Here is a 17,474-nt window from a genome sequence, read left to right on the forward strand (position 1 = left end):
CCCTGCGGCGCAGGGCGCGTGAACGCGCCTTGGCCCTTGGTTTCGACAGGAAAGGCCCGAAAGCCTAAAATCGCGGCTTCCCCACGCCTTGCCCTCCATGAACGCCCCCGTCGACGTTTCCTTTTTCGCGCGCGCCGCGAAGCCGCTGACCAGCTATCGCCCGTATTGGGCGAAACGCTTCGGCACGGCCCCGTTCCTGCCCATGAGCCGCACCGAGATGGAGCGCCTCGGCTGGGACAGCTGCGACGTGATCCTGGTGACGGGCGATGCCTACGTCGACCACCCCAGCTTCGGCATGGCCGTGATCGGCCGCACGCTGGAGGCGCAGGGCTTTCGCGTGGGCATCATCGCGCAGCCCGACTGGCAGAGCGCCGATGCCTTCAAGGCCCTGGGCCGCCCGAACCTGTTTTGGGGCGTTACGGCGGGCAACATGGATTCCATGATCAACCGGTACACCGCCGACCGGAAGATCCGCAGCGACGACGCCTACACCCCCGGTGACGTGGGCGGCAAGCGCCCCGACCGCGCGGCCATCGTGTACAGCCAGCGTTGCCGCGAGGCTTACAAGGACGTGCCCATCGTGCTGGGCGGCATCGAAGGCAGCCTGCGCCGCATCGCCCACTACGACTACTGGAGCGACAAGGTGCGCCGCTCCGTCGTGGTGGACGCCAAGTGCGATCTGCTGCTGTACGGCAACGCCGAACGCGCGCTCGTCGAAGTGGCCCACCGCTTGGCCGCGCGCGAGCCCGTGGAGCAGATCACCGACGTGCGCGGCACCGCCTTCGTGCGCCGCTCCGACGACGAAACCGGCCAGGGCTGGTTCGAGATCGACTCCACCAGCGTGGACGAGCCCGGCCGCGTCGAGGCGCACGTCAACCCCTACATGACGACCAGCGAGCAGGCCGCCGCCCAAGGCAGCACCTGCAGCAAGGAGGATGATCCTGATTCGATAGCATCCATGCCAATGGATACTAGGGCGCAAGGGCAAAATGGCTCGAAATCCGCCGAGCCCAACCCCGCCATCCAGCCGATGCTGTTCGTGGCCAACCCGAACCTCAAGGCCAAGCTCAAGGTGCCGCCGCGCGAGCGCAGCGTGATCCGCCTGCCCAGCTACGAGCAGGTCAAGAGCGACCCGGTGCTCTACGCCCACGCCAACCGGGTGCTGCATCTGGAGACCAACCCCGGCAACGCCCGCGCCCTGGTGCAGGCCCACGGCGAGGGCCCGACGGCGCGCGACGTGTGGATCAACCCGCCGCCCATCCCGCTGACCACGGCCGAGATGGACTACGTGTTCGATCTGCCCTACGCGCGCGGCCCGCATCCGAGCTATGCCGACGAGAACGGCAGCCACGACGGCGCGACCAAGATCCCGGCGTGGGAGATGATCCGCTTCAGCGTGAACATCATGCGCGGCTGCTTCGGCGGCTGCACCTTCTGCTCGATCACCGAGCACGAGGGCCGCATCATCCAGAGCCGCTCCGAAGATTCGATCATCCAGGAGATCGAGGACATCCGCGACAAGGTGAGCGGCTTCACCGGCACCATCTCCGACTTAGGGGGGCCCACGGCCAACATGTACCGGCTGGGCTGCAAGAGCCCCGAGATCGAGGCCGCCTGCCGCAAGCCCAGCTGCGTGTACCCGGGCATCTGCCAGAACCTCACGACCGACCACGGCCCGCTCATCAAGATCTACCGCCGCGGCCGCGCGCTCAAGGGCATCAAGAAGATCCTGATCGGCTCCGGCCTGCGCTACGACCTGGCCGTGAAGTCGCCCGAATACGTGAAGGAGCTGGTGCAGCACCACGTGGGCGGCTACCTCAAGATCGCGCCCGAGCACACCGAGCAGGGCCCGCTCACCAAGATGATGAAGCCGGGCATCGGCAGCTATGACAAGTTCAAGCAGATGTTCGAGCAGTTCAGCGAAGAGGCGGGCAAGAAGCAGTTCCTGATCCCGTACTTCATCGCCGCGCACCCGGGCACGAGCGACGAGGACATGATGCACCTGGCCATCTGGCTCAAGAAGAACGGCTTTCGTGCCGACCAGGTGCAGACCTTCTACCCGAGCCCCATGGCCACGGCCACGGCCATGTACCACTCGGGCAAGAACCCGCTGCGCAAGATCGGCCGCGACAGCGAGGCGGTGGACATCGTGCGCGGCGAGAAGCGCCGGCGCCTGCACAAGGCCTTCCTGCGCTACCACGATCCCAACAACTGGCCGCTGCTGCGCGAGGCGCTGAAGACCATGGGCCGGGCCGACCTGATCGGCAACGGCAAGCACCACCTGATTCCGACCTTCCAGCCGATGACGGACGGCAGCTACCAGAGCGCGCGCCGAAAGAACAGCACCGTGGCCCCGGTGGCGGCGCCTCGCAAGCCGGCACCGGCCAAGGGCGTGGCGTTCAACAAGGCCGTGCAGCAGCCCGTGGCCGGCCGCATGCTGACCCAGCACACCGGCCTGCCGCCCCGCGCCGGCCTAGCCGGCAAGCCCGCCGGCGGGACCCCTTCCGGTAAAACGTTCCGCAAGGGGCGCTGAGCCCTCCGGCGGCGCTGCACCCGACGCGGCGCCCTGGACGGCGGCCCGGGGCATCGGTTCCGGGCGGCTGATGGCATGGCCCTGCGCATGGTCCACGCCCATGGCGCGCAGCGCCTCCACGATGGCCGGCGTCTCGGCGAACTCGGCGATCGTCTGCTTGCCCATCACGTGGCCGATGTGGTTGATCATCTCCACCATCGCCCGGTTGGCCGGGTCCTCCAGCATGTCGCGCACCAGCGCGCCGTCGATCTTGAGGTAGTCCACCGGCAGGTGCCGCAGGTAAGTGAACGAAGACATGCCGGCGCCGAAGTCGTCCAGCGCGAAATGGCAGCCCTGCTGCTTGAGCTCGCGGATCAGGCGGATCGCGTTGGGCAGGTGGGCGATCGCCGCGGTCTCGGTCACCTCGAAGCACAGCTGGTTGGCCTGCACGCCGTAGCGGGCCATCTGGTCGCGCAGGTACTCCAGCAGGCTTTCGTCGCCCACGCTGGTGCCGGACAGGTTGATGGCGCACAGCGTGATGGGCCGCTCCTGCGGCTGCCGGCGGCGCTCGGCCAGCGCGGCGAAAGTGTGCTCGACCACCCAGCGGTCCAGGGCCTGAGCGAGGCCGAAGCGTTCCGCGGCCGGCACGAATTCTCCGGGGAAGATCGCCTGGCCACCTTCCCCCTGAAGGCGCAGCAGCACCTCCACATGCACGCCGCCGTCGTTCGGCGCTCGCAGCGGGGCGATCTCCTGCGTGTAGAGCTGAAAGCGGTCCTGCTCCAGCGCCTGGCGGATGCGCTGCACCCAGTGCATGTCGTCCAGGTGGCGCGACATGGCCGCGTCCTGCGGCTGGTAGACGTAGACCGTGTTGCGGCCGCGCTCCTTGGCGCCGTAGCAGGCCATGTCGGCCACGCGCAGCACCTCCTGCAGGCTGGTGAGGTCGGCCGTCAGGTGCACCAAGCCGATGCTCAGGCCCGTGCGCAGGGTGCGGGCGCCCCAGGGCAGGCGCAGCTCCTGCGCGTGGTGGCGGATCTGCTCGGCGATCCGTTCGGCCACCTCCTGGGGACAATCGTGCAGCAGCACGCCGAACTCGTCGCCGCCCAGCCGCGCCAGCGTGTCGCCCTCTCGCAGGCCGCGTTGCAGCATGCGGCAGACCTCGCGCAGCATCTCGTCGCCCGCGGGGTGGCCGCAGGTGTCGTTGATCACCTTGAACTGGTCCAGATCGATGTACAGCAGCGCGCCCGCCACCTCGGAGGGCCGCGGCCGCGCCAGCATCTGGCCCAGGCGCCGCTCGAACTCGCGCCGGTTCACCAAGCCGGTGAGCGTGTCGTGGCTGGCCTGCCAGGCGAGCTGCTCCAGGTATTGCTGCTCGCGCGTCACGTCGTGCAGCACCAGCACGGCGCCCGCCAGTTGGCCCTGGTTCATCAGCGGCGATCCCACCAGCGTGACGGGGACGGTGCTGGCGTCCGGCCGCACGATGCGGTGCGGGTGTTCGTCGTGCAGCCCGACGGTGCCGTGCAACGCGCGTTCGAGCAGTTGGGCGATGCTGCCATGGGTCGCGGGTGGCTCCGCGGTGCCGGCGGCCTTGGCGCCGTCGTGGGGGCCCGTGTGCAGCAGCTGTGCCAGCGGCATGCCCAGGCTGTCCTGGCCGGAGCGGGCCAGCAGGTTCTCCGCCGCGGGATTCATGTAGCGCACGTTGCCGTGCAGGTCGGTGGTGACGATGCCGTCGCCGATGGCCGCCAGGGTGGTGTGCGCCTGTTCGCGTTCGGCTTCCAGAATGGCTTCCACCTGGCGGCGCTGTCCCATCAACTGGCGGGTGTGCGCCAGAGTGAGGGCGATCAGCGCCAACACCGTGGCCACGTTCAGCCACAGCAGCCAGCCCATGATGCGCCGCGAACTGTCGCCCATCGCCGCGCTGAAATCGGTGGCGGCCGGTGTGACGCCGACGTCGATCTCATCGACCAGGCGCTGCCAGCGCTGCACCATGTCTGGCGTCACGCCGCCGGCCACGTACCCCGCCCGGATCTCGCGCGACAGGGCGTCCAGCCGCTGCAGGTATTCGTCGCCCAGCATCCAGTGCTGGATGGGCTCGCGCAGGATGTCGTGGTCCCGGAACAGGCGCAGCATCCAGATCAGCCCCGTGAGGTCGCTCGGGTGGTTGCCGCCGCGCAGGAGGGCCTCGCGGGCGCCGGCCACATCGGGCTCGGGGGCCTCGATCAGCAGCCGCGCCTCACGGTCGGCCAGGGGAATCTGCAAGGCTTGGTGGAACTGCTCGTACAGGCGGCCCTCGCCGGTGACGACGTATTGGCCCAGGTGGTGAATGGCGTCCTTCTGGCCCTTGGTCCACTGGCTTTCGCCCGCGACGAACGCGCGCACGGTGGACAGCACGTACAGGCTGGCGGAGGCCACGACGGCCTGCAGGATCAGAATGGCAATGAAGGGGCCGGTGAGGCCGGACGTCCACGGGCGCCGACGGTTTCCTTGCGGGGGAGTCGGCGCGTCCATGCAGTCACCAGGAAGGAATGGGGACGTTCGCCGGCGCGCGGCGAAGGTCCTGCGGCAAGGCCATGCCCGGCGCTCCCATCGCGAAGGGGAGGCATCGGGCAGACGACGCAGGGAGGCAGGCCATGGCGAACTATATCGGCAGGGGCGCCAAAGTCCAAGGCGCCGGTCCGGTCACGTTTCGGCTTGCTACCCTGCCTGTCAAGGCACAGGCTGCGGAATCAGGTCCTCGATGATGAGCCGGCGGTAGTAGAAGGCGGCTTGCGCACTGTGCGGCTCCAGCGCGGCCTGCAGGGTTTCCGCATCGTCGTCGTCGCCCACCTTGACCAGCAGGCCATGGTGCCCGGCCGCGGCCAGGTCGGAGATGCGGCGAACGATGGTGCCTTCCGCGCCCACCGAGGGCAGGGGGGTGTCGGCATTGCCCAGCGTGCGCACCACGTGCTGCAGGATGGCGTCCGGCGTGGCGTGGGAGATGTCGGTGCGTTCGCCGTCGGCCCCCAGGGCTTCGGCGGCATCGCGGGCGTGGGCCTCGTCGGGAAAGAGGGCGAAGACATGGCCGGTGGGGTAGAAGGTGCCGGCCGAGGACGTCATGTCCGGGTCGAGGACGAAGGGCTTCATGGGGTTCCTCTCGCTGTGGATTCAACGGTCATTGGGCCCGGGCCCGGACGCCGGCGCTGTAGGGCGGGGCAAGGCCGCCGTGTGGGACGCGTCCGAGACGGGCGTGGCCGGGCTGGCGCAGACCCGGCATCGAAACGGCCTGAAGCGCAATGAAATCCAAGGCATGCCGCTACTAAAAATGTAGCAATATGCCCGATTGATGGGCCAGCACCGCGGCCAGCGCGGCGCAGTGCACGGCCACGGTGAGCCAGTAGACCGCGCGGAACGATGCCTTGCTCGACTTGTGCCGCAGCCACTGCTGCGCCCACCACGCGGCCGGCCAGCCGCCCAGCACGGCGAGCAGATGCAGTCGCTGCTCGCTGGTGCGCCATCCCCCGCTGCGTGCGGCGTCCTTGTCACTGGCATACACGACGAAAGTCACCACGTTGACGGCCACCAGGGCCGCCAGCCATCCCATGGAAATTCGCTGCGTCCAGACGCCCCAGGCCACCAGCGCGAGCCACGCGGCCATCCATGAATAGGCCACGCCATGGTTCGCGGAGCGCGCATCGCGCGAAGGGGTGCGCCGCCGGGCCGGTGGCGACGCAGCGGCGCGTGCCTGGGCGCCTGCGCCTCCGGCAGGTCCACGCTGGTGGATTTGCCGGGGCGGTGCGCGGCCAGGATCAGTCCGGGCTGGCGGGGCCGATGCCGGGGACGGGGCGCGCGGCGCACGTCGCGCCATCGGCTGAGGACCTCCACCCGCCTGAAACGGCCCGTGGTCAGCCCGCACGGCCATCGCCCGCGGCCCTTTTCCGCCCACGTGGATTTCCTCGTACACCACGGCCAGGCCGGGCCGCGGCTCCGACAGGTCCTGCAGGTCCCGCACATGAAAGAACACATCCACGCCCGTATCGCCGCTGCGCAGAAAGCCGAATCCGCGCGTGGCGTCCCAGCGCAGCACCGTGCCTTGCTTTTGCATCGTTCAGTCCAGCGTGTGCAGGGGGATGTCCTCTCCCGTGGCCAGCCCGTCGAGCGTGGCGCGCGTCTGCCCCTGCAAGAACGCTGCGATCGCGGCATGGGTGCCGGGCGCCCGGGGGTCGGCCTCTGGCGGCAACCCTGCCACCCGGGCCAGGCGCGCGAAGAAATGCGGCTCCAGGGCCGCCACCGCCACCCGCCCGTCGACGCACGAATAGACCCGGTAGCCCGCATGCGCGCCGCCCACATCGCCATCCGGCAGGGTCAGGCCCCAGTCGCGCGGCTGGGCCAGCCACTCGGCGGCGTCCGACAGGGCCACGTCGATGCACGCGCCCTGGCCGGACGCGGCGCGCGCCAACTGCACCTGCAGCACGGCCTCGCTGGCCATGAGGGCGCCGCCCATGTCGGCATACAGCGTGGGCGGCAGCGTGGTGCCGGTGACCAGCCCTGCATCGGCGAGGTAGGTGAGATCGTGCCCCGGCTCTTCCGCGCGGCTGCCCGGCGCGCCCACGATGCGCACCATCGACAGCCGGGGGTGGCGCGCGTGCAGCGCGTCCCAGCCCAGCCCGAGCTTGGCCAGCGCCGACGGCCGAAACGAGGTGATGAGTACATCGGTGCGCGCCAGTTCCGCCTGCAGCACGGCCTGGCCCGCATCCGTCTTGAGGTGGGCGTGCACCACGCGGACCTGGGCATGCATCGCCGCGTAGGCGGGCGGGCTGTACATCGCCATCGGGTCCGCGCTGGAATGGCCGTCGGGCGGTGGCGGCTCCAGCTTCGTGCATTCGGCGCCCAGGCGCTGGCAGCGCAGCAGGGCGGCGGGGCCGGGCAGGTTCAGCGCCAGGCTCAGGAGCCGGACGCCACGCAGGGGCAGCAGGGAAGGTGCAGTCATGGGCGGAAGGCGAGGTGAATGGAAAGCGCGGCGCGGGGTGGAACAATGCATGGCCCGGGCCGGCCGTGGAACGTGGCGAACCGGCCGGAACTTCGGCCCACCGCGCCGCTCCGTCCCCGCGGTTATACAAAATCCCATTCCATCGCCCCTTTCGCATGCAACGCAGAACGTCCGTGGCCGCCCTGGCCGGCCTCGCCACCCTTCCCGGAGCTTTCCTCATGTCGCCCTTGTCCAGCGCTGCCACGGCCAACGCCCTGGAGCGGCTCAAGCCCTCGCCGCGCATGCCGGTGCTGTTCGTGGGCCACGGCAGTCCGATGAACGCCATCGAGGACAACGCTTGGCGCCGGGCTTGGCAGAGCATGGGCACCGAGTTGCGGGCGCGCGGCACGCCGCCGCAGTTGATCCTGTGTATCTCGGCGCACTGGCTCACCCGGGGCGGGTGGCAGCTGACGGGCATGGGCGCCCCGCGCACCATTCACGATTTCGGTGGGTTCCCACAGGCGCTGTTCGACCAGCGGTACCCCGCGCCGGGCGCACCGGTGGTCGCCGCGGGCCTGGCGGGCGAGTTGCGGTCGCCGGCCACGGGCCAGCCGCTGGCGGTGGATGCGGGCGATTGGGGCCTGGACCATGGCACCTGGTCGGTGCTCAAGCCCATGTACCCGGCGGCGGACATCCCCGTGCTGCAGCTCAGCATGGACTACGGCCGCCCGCCGGCCGAGCACTATGCGCTGGGCCGGCAACTGCGCGCCCTGCGCGAGCGCGGCGTGCTCATCGTGGGCAGCGGCAACATCGTGCACAACCTGCGCGTCACCCGGCGGGGCACGGCGCCCACCGAGGCGTACGACTGGGCGGTGGAGTTCGACACCGTGGTGCAGAACCAGATCAAGCAGGGCGAGCTGGATGCGCTGCAGCACTTTCAGCGGCTGGGCCCGGTCGCGCAGCAGGCCCATCCCAGCCACGAGCACTACCTGCCGCTCCTGTATGCCGCCGCCGCGGCCGATGCGCGGGAGATGCCGCGTTTCTTCAACACGGGCTACCAGTCGGCCTCGATCTCGATGCGGTCGGTGCTGTGGGGTTGATTGCTATATTATTTATAGCGTTATGCCCTAGAAGATATTGTGCTGGTGGCCTGAAACACCCTGAATAAAAAAACCGCCCGAAGGCGGTTTTTTTATTGGTGGCCGGGGCAGGGGGTCACACCACCTTGGCGATCGACTGGCAGACGTAGTCGATGTTCTTGCTGTTGAGCGCGGCCACGCACATGCGGCCGGTGTCGGTGCCGTACACGCCGAACTCGCTGCGCAGGCGCACCATCTGGTCCTTGGACAGGCCGGAATAGCTGAACATGCCGATCTGCTGCGTGATGAACGACATGTCCTGCTTCACGCCGGCGGCCTTCAGGCCATCGACCAGCTTCTGGCGCATGGCCTTGATGCGCACGCGCATCTCGCCCAGTTCCTTTTCCCACAGCGCGCGCAGCTCGGGGTTGCCCAGCACGGCCGCCACCACCGCGCCGCCGTGGATGGGCGGGTTGGAGTAGTTGGTGCGGATGGCGATCTTGAGCTGGCTCAGCACGCGGCCGGCTTCTTCCTTGTCGGCGCACAGCACCGACAGGCCGCCCACACGTTCGCCGTACAGGCTGAAGCTCTTGCTGAACGAGGTGGACACGAAGAAATTCAGGCCGGCGGCGACGAACTTGCCGATCACCGCACCGTCTTCGGCGATGCCGTGGCCGAAGCCCTGGTAGGCCATGTCCAGGAAAGGCGTCAGGCCCTTGGCCTTGACCACCGCGATCACCTGGTCCCACTCCTCGGGCGTGATGTCGTAGCCGGTGGGGTTGTGGCAGCAGGCATGCAGCACGACGATGGTGCCGGCCGCGGCCGCGTTCAGGCTGGCGAGCATGCCGTCGAAGTTGACGCCGCGCTTGGCCGCGTCGTAGTAGGCGTAGGTATCGACCGTGAAGCCGGCGTTGGTGAACAGCGCGCGGTGGTTTTCCCAGCTGGGGTCGGAAATCAGCACCTTCGCGTCGGGGCTGACCTTCTTCAGGAAGTCGGCGCCGATCTTGAGGCCGCCCGTGCCGCCGATGGCCTGCACCGTGGCCACGCGGCCGGAGGTGACGGGCTCGCTGTCCGCACCGAACACCAGGGCCTTGACCGCGTTGTCATAGGCCACGATGCCGTCGATGGGCAGGTAGCCGCGAGCGGCGGGCTTTTCCATCATGGCCTTTTCGGCGGCCTGGACACATTGCAGCAGGGGCAGCTTGCCGTTGTCGTCGAAATACACACCCACGCCCAGATTGACCTTGTGGGGGTTGGTGTCCGCGTTGTATTGCTCATTCAGACCCAGGATCGGGTCGCGGGGGGCCATTTCGACGGCGGTGAACAGAGACATTGAATAGTCCTTGGAGGTTGGAAAACTGACGTTGCGCCCCAAGCTGCGATAGGCTTTCGGGTCAACCGCCGATTTTAGCGGCCCATGCAAGCGAACCGCCCCCACACCATGCACCCAGTCATCACCGAACCCGTGACCGGCCAGTTCGTCAGCTTCGCGGACTCGCCGTTCGAGCTGTACCAGCCCTATCCCCCCGCGGGCGACCAGCCCGAGGCCATCGAAAAGCTCGTGGAAGGGGTCAAGGATGGCGAGGTCTTTCAGACCCTGCTGGGGGTGACCGGCTCCGGCAAGACGTTCACCATGGCCAACGTGATCGCGCGGATGGGGCGTCCGGCCATCGTGTTCGCGCCCAACAAGACCCTGGCCGCCCAGCTCTATAGCGAGTTCCGCGAGTTTTTCCCGAAGAACGCCGTGGAATATTTCGTGAGCTATTACGACTATTACCAGCCCGAAGCCTATGTGCCGCAGCGCGATCTCTTCATCGAGAAGGATTCCGCGATCAACGAGCACATCGAGCAGATGCGCCTGTCGTGCACCAAGAGCCTGATGGAGCGGCGCGATGTGGTGATCGTCGCCACCGTCTCGGCCATCTACGGCATCGGCGAGCCCGAAAGCTACCACCGCATGGTGATGACGCTGCGCGTGGGCGACAAGCTCAGCCAGCGCGACGTGATCGGGCAGTTGATCCGCATGCAGTACCAGCGCAACGAGCAGGACTTCAGCCGCGGCAAGTTCCGCGTGCGCGGCGACACCATCGACGTGTTTCCGGCCGAGCACTCCGAACTGGCGATCCGCATCGAGCTGTTCGACGACGAGATCGAAAGCCTGCAGCTGTTCGACCCGCTCACCGGCCGCGTCAAGCAGAAGATCCCGCGCTTCACGGTGTACCCGAGCAGCCACTACGTGACCCCGCGCGACAAGGTGCTGACGGCGGTGGAGACCATCAAGCTCGAACTGGCCGAGCGCCTGGGGCAGTTCGTGTCAGAAGGCAAGCTGGTGGAAGCGCAGCGGCTGGAGCAGCGTACCCGGTTCGACCTGGAGATGCTCAGCGAAGTCGGGCACTGCAAGGGCATCGAGAACTACACCCGCCACCTGTCGGGCGCTGCGCCGGGCGATCCGCCCAGCACCCTCACGGATTACCTGCCCAGCGATGCGCTCATGTTCCTGGACGAGAGCCACCAGATGATCGGGCAGCTCAATGCCATGTACAGCGGAGACCGGTCCCGCAAGACCACGCTGGTCGAGTACGGCTTCCGACTGCCGTCCGCACTGGACAACCGCCCGCTCAAGTTCGAGGAATTCGAGACGCGCATGCGCCAGGTGATCTTCGTGTCCGCGACACCGGCCGACTATGAAAAGACCCATTCCGGCCAGGTGGTGGACCAGGTGGTACGCCCCACCGGGCTGATCGATCCCGAGGTCGAAGTGCGCCCCGCCACCCACCAGGTGGACGACGTGCTGCAGGAGATCCGCATCCGCGTGGACAAGGCCGAGCGCGTGCTCATCACCACGCTGACCAAGCGGATGGCCGAGCAGTTGACCGACTACCTGAGCGACAACGGCGTGAAGGTGCGCTACCTGCACTCGGACATCGACACGGTCGAGCGCGTGGAAATCATCCGCGACCTGCGGCTGGGCGCGTTCGACGTGCTGGTGGGGATCAACCTGCTGCGAGAGGGGCTGGACATTCCCGAGGTGTCGCTGGTGGCGATCCTCGACGCCGACAAGGAAGGCTTCCTGCGGGCCGAGCGCAGCCTGATCCAGACCATCGGGCGTGCCGCGCGCAATTTGAACGGCAAGGCCATCCTCTACGCCGACCGGGTGACCGAGTCCATGAAAAAAGCCATCGGCGAAACGGAACGCCGGCGCATCAAGCAGATCGCACACAACGAGGAAAAGGGAATCACCCCCCGCAGCATCGTCAAGCAGGTGAGAGACCTGATCGACGGGGTGTACAGCGAGAAGGCCGGCAAGGACGCCGAGCGGCTGGAGCAGGAATCGATGCGCCGCGCCCAGGTGGAAGACATGTCCGAAAAGGACGTGGCCCGGGAAATCAAGCGGCTGGAAAAGCTCATGCTGGAGCACGCTCGCAACCTGGAGTTCGAACAGGCGGCCCGTGTGCGGGACCAATTGGGCCAGTTGAAATCGCAGGCGTTCGGGGCCTCCGGGGGCGACCAGGTGGCTCTGTAACGGCCAAGTTAGCGACGGTTGGGGAGAAAAGGTGACTGATGGGTTTTGTTACCCGACAAAAACAATAGGGATTTGTGCTATACTTGGGTGAAACACTCAACAAAACAGCCCAACGATGAAGGGCTCCCAAAGTCTCTTCGCTTTCAGGCGAGAGGTGCACGGAGTTAGGGGCGGAGACGGTGCCTCAGGCGGCAATCATGTTGCCTCGGGGCGTTTCTATAACGGACAAGCCTGACGACAAGGAGCTTGCGATGCGTCTCACTACCAAAGGCCGTTTTGCGGTCACTGCCATGATCGATCTGGCCCTGCGCCAGAACAATGGCCCCGTCACTTTGGCGGCAATCAGCCAGCGGCAACAAATTTCGCTCTCCTATCTGGAGCAGCTTTTCGGCAAATTGCGCCGGCACGAACTGGTCGAATCCACCCGCGGCCCAGGCGGCGGCTACACGCTGGCCCGCAAGGCGGCGGACATCACCGTGGCCGACATCATCGTCTCGGTGGACGAGCCCATCGATGCCACCCAGTGCGGCGGCAAGGAAAACTGTCTGGGCGAAGCCGGCCGTTGCATGACGCATGAGTTGTGGGCGTCGCTCAACCAGCGCATGGTCGAGTTTCTGGACTCGGTCACGCTTCAGAAGCTGGTGGACGACCAACTGGCCAAGGGCGTTCAGATCGAAGACAAGCCCGTCGTGCGCCGCGCTATCTCGACCACGCCGGTCGTGAAGCCAATTCGCGTCAATGCACCCAACTCGGTCTTCGCGTTGGGCAACGTGTTCGCCAAGTCGTGAGTGGATGCCCGGCTTTGGCCGGGCAGTCGCACACGCCGGATTTTTGACTTCTGACTCTCGCCAGCCAGACCCCTTACTGAGCCAGCCATGGACATGACCCCCCACTTTCCCATCTATCTCGACTACGGTGCCACCACGCCAGTGGACCCGAGGGTCGTGGATGCCATGATCCCATGGTTGCGCGAGCATTTCGGCAATCCGGCGTCACGGAGCCACGCCTGGGGTTGGGAGGCGGAAGAGGCCGTTGAAAAAGCCCGTGTGGAAGTTGCTCGCCTGATCAATGCGGACCCGCGTGAGATCGTCTGGACGAGCGGAGCCACCGAGTCCAACAACCTGGCCATCAAGGGTGCAGGGCAGTTCTACAAAGGCAAGGGCAAGCACCTGATCACGGTGAAGACCGAGCACAAGGCAGTGCTGGACACCATGCGTGAGATGGAGCGGCAAGGCTTCGAAGTCACTTACCTGGACGTGCAGGAAAACGGCTTGCTCGATTTCGAGGTGCTCAAGGCGGCCATTCGCCCAGACACCATCCTGTTGAGCGTCATGTTCGTGAACAACGAAATCGGGGTGATCCAGGATCTGCCGGCGATCGGTGCTCTGTGCCGTGAAAAGGGCATCATCTTCCACGTGGATGCTGCGCAAGCCACGGGCAAGGTGGACATCGATCTTTCGACGCTGCCTGTCGATCTGATGAGCCTGGCGTCTCACAAGACATATGGCCCCAAGGGCATTGGCGCGCTGTATGTGCGGCGCAAGCCTCGCGTGCGGCTGGAAGCCCAGATGCACGGCGGCGGGCATGAGCGCGGGATGCGTTCCGGTACATTGCCGACCCATCAGATCGTGGGCATGGGCGAGGCTTTCCGCATCGCCCGCGAAGAGATGGCGCAGGACCTGGCAAAAGCCAAGGCACTGCAAAAGCGCCTGCTCGACGGTTTGCACGATATCGAACAGGTGTTCGTGAACGGCGACATGGAGCGCCGTGTGCCGCACAACCTGAACATCAGCTTCAACTACGTCGAAGGCGAGTCGCTGATCATGGGCATTAAGGGCCTGGCCGTGTCGTCGGGCTCTGCATGCACTTCCGCCAGCCTGGAACCCAGCTACGTGCTGCGCGCTCTGGGCCGCAGCGACGAGTTGGCACACAGTAGCCTGCGCATGACGATCGGCCGCTTCACCACCGAAGAAGAGATCGACTACGCGGTATCCACCATCCGCCACAACGTGGCCAAGCTGCGCGAATTGAGCCCTTTGTGGGAAATGTACAAGGACGGCGTTGACATCAGCGCCATCCAGTGGGCCGCGCATTGATGGCGCCGGTCAGCAGATTCAAGAGGTAAACATCATGGCTTATTCAGATAAAGTGATCGACCATTACGAGAACCCCCGCAACGTGGGATCGTTCGACAAGGGCGATGATTCGGTGGGCACCGGCATGGTGGGCGCACCGGCCTGCGGCGACGTGATGAAGCTGCAGATCAAGGTGAACCCCGAAACCGGTGTGATCGAAGATGCCCGCTTCAAGACGTATGGCTGCGGTTCGGCGATTGCATCGTCGTCCCTGGTCACGGAATGGGTGAAAGGCAAGACGCTGGACGAGGCGGCTGCCCTCAAGAATGCGGAAATTGCGCAGGAACTGGCCTTGCCTCCGGTCAAGATCCATTGCTCCATCCTTGCGGAAGACGCGATCAAGGCGGCCGTGCAAGACTACAAGGCCAAGCACACCGCTATGGCCGCTGCCTGAACGGGGCGAGGTGACATGGCGATCACATTGACCGAAGCTGCGGCCCGACATGTGAGCCGCTATCTCTCCCGTCGCGGCAAGGGCGTCGGGGTTCGGCTGGGCGTGAAGACGACGGGTTGTTCCGGTTTGGCTTACAAGCTGGAGTATGTGGACGAGCAGGGCCCGGAAGACATGGTGTTCGAAGACCATGGTGTGAAGGTGCTCATCGATCCCAAGAGCTTGGCCTACATCGATGGCACCCAGCTGGATTTCGTGCGCGAGGGGTTGAACGAAGGCTTCAAATTCAACAATCCCAACGAGCGCGACCGGTGTGGCTGCGGAGAGAGCTTCCGGGTTTGACCTTTCTATCCACGCTGGTTGCAGTGAACCGCCAACGCGTTCCGTGCTGGCGGTTTTTTTCTTGACATGAACCTTCAATCCGACGACTTCGAACTCTTCGGCGTGCCACGCCAATTCGCGCAGGATCGCCCGGCCCTGGATGCCCGTTGGAAAGAGTTGCAGCGCGAAGCCCATCCTGATCGATTTGCCATGCATGGCCCCTCGGCGCAACGCCTGGCAATGCAATGGTCGGTGCGCATCAACGAGGCATACCAACGCATCAAGGACCCCCTCAAGCGCGCGGCCTATTTGTGCGAACTGGGCGGCGCGTCGATCCGGGCCGAAGACAACACGGCCATGCCCACTGATTTTCTGATGCAGCAGATGGAATGGCGCGAGGCGCTTGACGACGCGGCGGATCCCTCTTCGTTCGATGCGCTGGACCAGGCCGTTCGAGACGCGCGCGCTACGGCCCTGCAGCGGTGCGAACAGCTTTTGGATGGGCAGCGCGACTACGCTGCCGCCGCGAACGAAGTCAGAGCCCTCATGTTCATTGCGCGATTTGCCGACGATATCGACCGCCGCAGAGACGCACTGGGACAATAGCGCCTGCCTTTATTGATTGATTGATCGATCGAATGGATGCGGCAGCCAGTGCATGCCGCCTCCCACCTAGAAAAATACCCCATGGCGCTTTTGCAGATTTCAGAACCCGGCCAATCCCCCGATCCGCACCAGCGGCGCATTGCCGTGGGCATCGATTTGGGCACCACCCATTCCCTGGTGGCGGCTGTGCGCAACGGCGTGGCCGAGTGCCTCCCCGACAACCAGGGTCGTGTGTTGCTGCCGTCTGTCGTTCGCTACTTGGCAGAAGGCCGTCGCCAGATCGGCTACGAAGCGGTGGCAGCCCAGGCGCAGGACGCGGGCAATACCATTGCCTCAGCCAAGCGGTTCATGGGGCGCAGCCTGCAGGATATTGCCCATCCCGAAAAGCTCCCCTACGACTTTGTCGAAGCGCAGGATGAAGGCGGCGGTGGCATGGTCTCTCTGAAAACCGTGGACGGCGCCAAGTCGGCGGTGGAGGTCAGCGCGGAGATCCTGGCGACATTGCGCTTCCGTGCCGAAGACAGTTTCGACGACGAGATTTTCGGTGCGGTCATCACCGTCCCGGCTTATTTCGATGATGCGCAGCGCCAAGCCACCAAGGACGCAGCGCGTTTGGCGGGCTTGAATCTGCTGCGGCTCATCAACGAGCCGACTGCCGCCGCCATTGCCTACGGCCTCGACAATGCCAGCGAAGGCGTCTATGCGGTGTATGACCTCGGTGGGGGTACGTTCGATGTGTCGATCCTGCGGCTGACCCAAGGGGTGTTCGAAGTGATCGCCACGGGAGGCGACTCGGCTCTGGGTGGCGACGACTACGACGCGGCGCTGGCCGACTGGGTGCTTCAGCAGCAGGGCCTGGTGGCTGCCACCGCCCGAGACAAGGCCGCCGTTCGGTTGGCCGCCCGCGCATGCAAAGAGGCGCTCAGCGCTGCCGATACTGCAGCCTTCGTTGCCGAGGTATCGGGCGCGAGCATTGACGTCGCCGTGCACCGGGCCGATCTGGAAGCGGCCACGGCGCCACTCACCCAGCGTTCAATTGCGGCGGCGCGCCGCACCCTTCGCGATGCGCAGCTCTCTCCCGAAGAGGTGCAAGGCGTGGTCATGGTGGGTGGCTCCACGCGCATGCCGCAAGTGCAGCGCGCAGTGCAAGCGTTCTTCGGAACGGAACCACTGAACAACCTGAATCCGGACGAGGTCGTCGCACTGGGTGCCGCCCTTCAGGCCAACCAGTTGGCGGGCAACAATCCATCGGGCGACATGCTGCTGCTGGACGTGATTCCTTTGTCGCTCGGCATCGAAACCATGGGCGGACTGGTCGAGCGCATCGTGTCTCGCAACGAAACCATTCCCACCGCCAAGGCGCAGGACTTCACCACGTACAAGGACGGCCAGACCGCCCTGGCCATTCATGTGGTGCAAGGCGAACGCGATTTGGTGGCGGATTGCCGGAGCTTGGCGCGGTTCGAGCTGCGCAGCATTCCACCGATGGCCGCAGGCGCGGCCAGGATCCGGGTCACGTTCACCGTCGATGCCGACGGCCTGCTCAACGTGAGCGCGAAAGAGCAGGGCAGTGGCATCGAAGCGCGCGTCGACGTCAAGCCTTCCTACGGCCTGTCGGACGACCACATTGCACGCATGCTGCAAGAAGGCTTTGCAACGGCCGCGCAGGACATGCGGGCGCGGTCGCTGGTCGAGGCGCGGGTGGATGCCGATCGCATGTTGATGGCCACCCACAGTGCGCTGGATGCCGATGCCGATCTGCTCGAAACCGACGAACGCGAAACCATTGAAGCACTGATGCTGGCCTTGCAGCAGGCGCGTGAACTGGACGACGCGGCAGCGATCGAGGCGGCGACCCAGGCCCTGGCCCACGGGACCGAGGCATTCGCGGCGCACCGCATGAATCGCGGAATCCAGCAGGCCCTTGGCGGCAAGAACGTGCAAACCCTTTAAACGACGATCCAG

The 17,474-nt window shown here is 66.0% G+C and carries 14 protein-coding genes; 9 read left to right on the top strand and 5 right to left on the bottom strand.

The genetic code is table 11. The features are described 5' to 3' along the window. Positions 1 to 97 precede the first annotated feature (97 nt). A complete protein-coding gene (locus tag AVTE2539_RS18890) occupies positions 98 to 2,533 on the top strand; it encodes a YgiQ family radical SAM protein (protein ID WP_284412970.1) in 2,436 nt (811 codons plus the stop codon). Here AVTE2539_RS18890 and AVTE2539_RS18895 read toward each other — a convergent pair. The 4 genes from AVTE2539_RS18895 to AVTE2539_RS18910 all read right to left on the bottom strand — a co-directional run bounded on the left by AVTE2539_RS18895 (position 2,474) and on the right by AVTE2539_RS18910 (position 7,475). Then, positions 2,474 to 5,017, bottom strand: coding sequence for an EAL domain-containing protein (locus tag AVTE2539_RS18895; protein WP_284412972.1), 2,544 nt, complete (start codon positions 5,015 to 5,017; stop codon positions 2,474 to 2,476). The genes AVTE2539_RS18890 and AVTE2539_RS18895 overlap by 60 nt on opposite strands. A gap of 198 nt (positions 5,018 to 5,215) precedes the next feature. Next, a complete protein-coding gene (locus AVTE2539_RS18900; RefSeq protein WP_284412974.1) occupies positions 5,216 to 5,632 on the bottom strand; it encodes a hypothetical protein in 417 nt (138 codons plus the stop codon). A 172-nt stretch (positions 5,633 to 5,804) separates the two neighbouring features. Next, positions 5,805 to 6,590, bottom strand: coding sequence for a DUF1294 domain-containing protein (locus AVTE2539_RS18905; RefSeq protein ID WP_284412976.1), 786 nt, complete (start codon positions 6,588 to 6,590; stop codon positions 5,805 to 5,807). A gap of 3 nt (positions 6,591 to 6,593) precedes the next feature. Continuing rightward, complete coding sequence (locus tag AVTE2539_RS18910) at positions 6,594 to 7,475, bottom strand: CoA transferase (protein WP_284412979.1); 882 nt, start codon at positions 7,473 to 7,475, stop codon at positions 6,594 to 6,596. A gap of 218 nt (positions 7,476 to 7,693) precedes the next feature. Here AVTE2539_RS18910 and ygiD point away from each other — a divergent pair, with 218 nt between their 5' ends. Further along, entirely contained in the window at positions 7,694 to 8,554 is an 861-nt protein-coding gene (ygiD, locus tag AVTE2539_RS18915; protein ID WP_284413250.1) for a 4,5-DOPA-extradiol-dioxygenase, read from the top strand. A 115-nt stretch (positions 8,555 to 8,669) separates the two neighbouring features. Here the strand turns inward: ygiD and AVTE2539_RS18920 are convergent, their stop codons facing one another. Continuing rightward, positions 8,670 to 9,866 (bottom strand): amino acid aminotransferase, encoded by a 1,197-nt coding sequence (locus AVTE2539_RS18920; RefSeq protein ID WP_284412981.1) that lies wholly within the window; start codon positions 9,864 to 9,866, stop codon positions 8,670 to 8,672. A gap of 108 nt (positions 9,867 to 9,974) precedes the next feature. Here AVTE2539_RS18920 and uvrB point away from each other — a divergent pair, with 108 nt between their 5' ends. From uvrB to hscA, 7 genes are all read left to right on the top strand, one after another. After that, entirely contained in the window at positions 9,975 to 12,056 is a 2,082-nt protein-coding gene (uvrB, locus tag AVTE2539_RS18925; RefSeq protein WP_284412983.1) for an excinuclease ABC subunit UvrB, read from the top strand. Between the two features lie 251 nt (positions 12,057 to 12,307). Next, positions 12,308 to 12,844: a Fe-S cluster assembly transcriptional regulator IscR gene (gene iscR / locus AVTE2539_RS18930; RefSeq protein WP_092739258.1), complete on the top strand. Its 537-nt coding sequence runs from the start codon at positions 12,308 to 12,310 to the stop codon at positions 12,842 to 12,844. Positions 12,845 to 12,931: 87 nt separating this feature from the next. Beyond that, positions 12,932 to 14,152: an IscS subfamily cysteine desulfurase gene (locus AVTE2539_RS18935; RefSeq protein WP_284404008.1), complete on the top strand. Its 1,221-nt coding sequence runs from the start codon at positions 12,932 to 12,934 to the stop codon at positions 14,150 to 14,152. Positions 14,153 to 14,186: 34 nt separating this feature from the next. Further along, positions 14,187 to 14,585: a Fe-S cluster assembly scaffold IscU gene (gene iscU, locus AVTE2539_RS18940; protein ID WP_272553075.1), complete on the top strand. Its 399-nt coding sequence runs from the start codon at positions 14,187 to 14,189 to the stop codon at positions 14,583 to 14,585. Positions 14,586 to 14,600: 15 nt separating this feature from the next. Next, positions 14,601 to 14,924: an iron-sulfur cluster assembly protein IscA gene (iscA, locus tag AVTE2539_RS18945; RefSeq protein WP_092739252.1), complete on the top strand. Its 324-nt coding sequence runs from the start codon at positions 14,601 to 14,603 to the stop codon at positions 14,922 to 14,924. A gap of 66 nt (positions 14,925 to 14,990) precedes the next feature. Then, positions 14,991 to 15,509, top strand: a complete 519-nt coding sequence (hscB, locus tag AVTE2539_RS18950) for a Fe-S protein assembly co-chaperone HscB (RefSeq protein WP_284412986.1) — start codon at positions 14,991 to 14,993, stop codon at positions 15,507 to 15,509. Between the two features lie 81 nt (positions 15,510 to 15,590). Continuing rightward, positions 15,591 to 17,462 carry a Fe-S protein assembly chaperone HscA gene (gene hscA, locus AVTE2539_RS18955; protein WP_284412988.1) on the top strand — a complete coding sequence of 624 codons (1,872 nt, stop codon included), beginning with the start codon at positions 15,591 to 15,593 and terminating at the stop codon, positions 17,460 to 17,462. The last annotated feature ends 12 nt before the right edge of the window (positions 17,463 to 17,474 follow it).

The organism is Acidovorax sp. SUPP2539, assembly GCF_030158975.1.
Classification (GTDB): Bacteria; Pseudomonadota; Gammaproteobacteria; order Burkholderiales; family Burkholderiaceae_C; genus Paracidovorax.

What these genes read in the sequence shown, in the direction of transcription:
- iscU (WP_272553075.1), top strand. Translation starts at nt 14,187, where the DNA reads ATGGCTTATTCAGATAAAGTGATCGACCATTACGAGAACCCCCGCAAC.
- AVTE2539_RS18895 (WP_284412972.1), bottom strand. Translation starts at nt 5,017, where the DNA reads ATGGACGCGCCGACTCCCCCGCAAGGAAACCGTCGGCGCCCGTGGACG.
- AVTE2539_RS18900 (WP_284412974.1), bottom strand. Translation starts at nt 5,632, where the DNA reads ATGAAGCCCTTCGTCCTCGACCCGGACATGACGTCCTCGGCCGGCACC.
- iscR (WP_092739258.1), top strand. Translation starts at nt 12,308, where the DNA reads ATGCGTCTCACTACCAAAGGCCGTTTTGCGGTCACTGCCATGATCGAT.
- AVTE2539_RS18935 (WP_284404008.1), top strand. Translation starts at nt 12,932, where the DNA reads ATGGACATGACCCCCCACTTTCCCATCTATCTCGACTACGGTGCCACC.
- hscA (WP_284412988.1), top strand. Translation starts at nt 15,591, where the DNA reads ATGGCGCTTTTGCAGATTTCAGAACCCGGCCAATCCCCCGATCCGCAC.
- iscA (WP_092739252.1), top strand. Translation starts at nt 14,601, where the DNA reads ATGGCGATCACATTGACCGAAGCTGCGGCCCGACATGTGAGCCGCTAT.
- AVTE2539_RS18920 (WP_284412981.1), bottom strand. Translation starts at nt 9,866, where the DNA reads ATGTCTCTGTTCACCGCCGTCGAAATGGCCCCCCGCGACCCGATCCTG.
- hscB (WP_284412986.1), top strand. Translation starts at nt 14,991, where the DNA reads ATGAACCTTCAATCCGACGACTTCGAACTCTTCGGCGTGCCACGCCAA.
- ygiD (WP_284413250.1), top strand. Translation starts at nt 7,694, where the DNA reads ATGTCGCCCTTGTCCAGCGCTGCCACGGCCAACGCCCTGGAGCGGCTC.
- AVTE2539_RS18890 (WP_284412970.1), top strand. Translation starts at nt 98, where the DNA reads ATGAACGCCCCCGTCGACGTTTCCTTTTTCGCGCGCGCCGCGAAGCCG.
- uvrB (WP_284412983.1), top strand. Translation starts at nt 9,975, where the DNA reads ATGCACCCAGTCATCACCGAACCCGTGACCGGCCAGTTCGTCAGCTTC.
- AVTE2539_RS18905 (WP_284412976.1), bottom strand. Translation starts at nt 6,590, where the DNA reads ATGCAAAAGCAAGGCACGGTGCTGCGCTGGGACGCCACGCGCGGATTC.
- AVTE2539_RS18910 (WP_284412979.1), bottom strand. Translation starts at nt 7,475, where the DNA reads ATGACTGCACCTTCCCTGCTGCCCCTGCGTGGCGTCCGGCTCCTGAGC.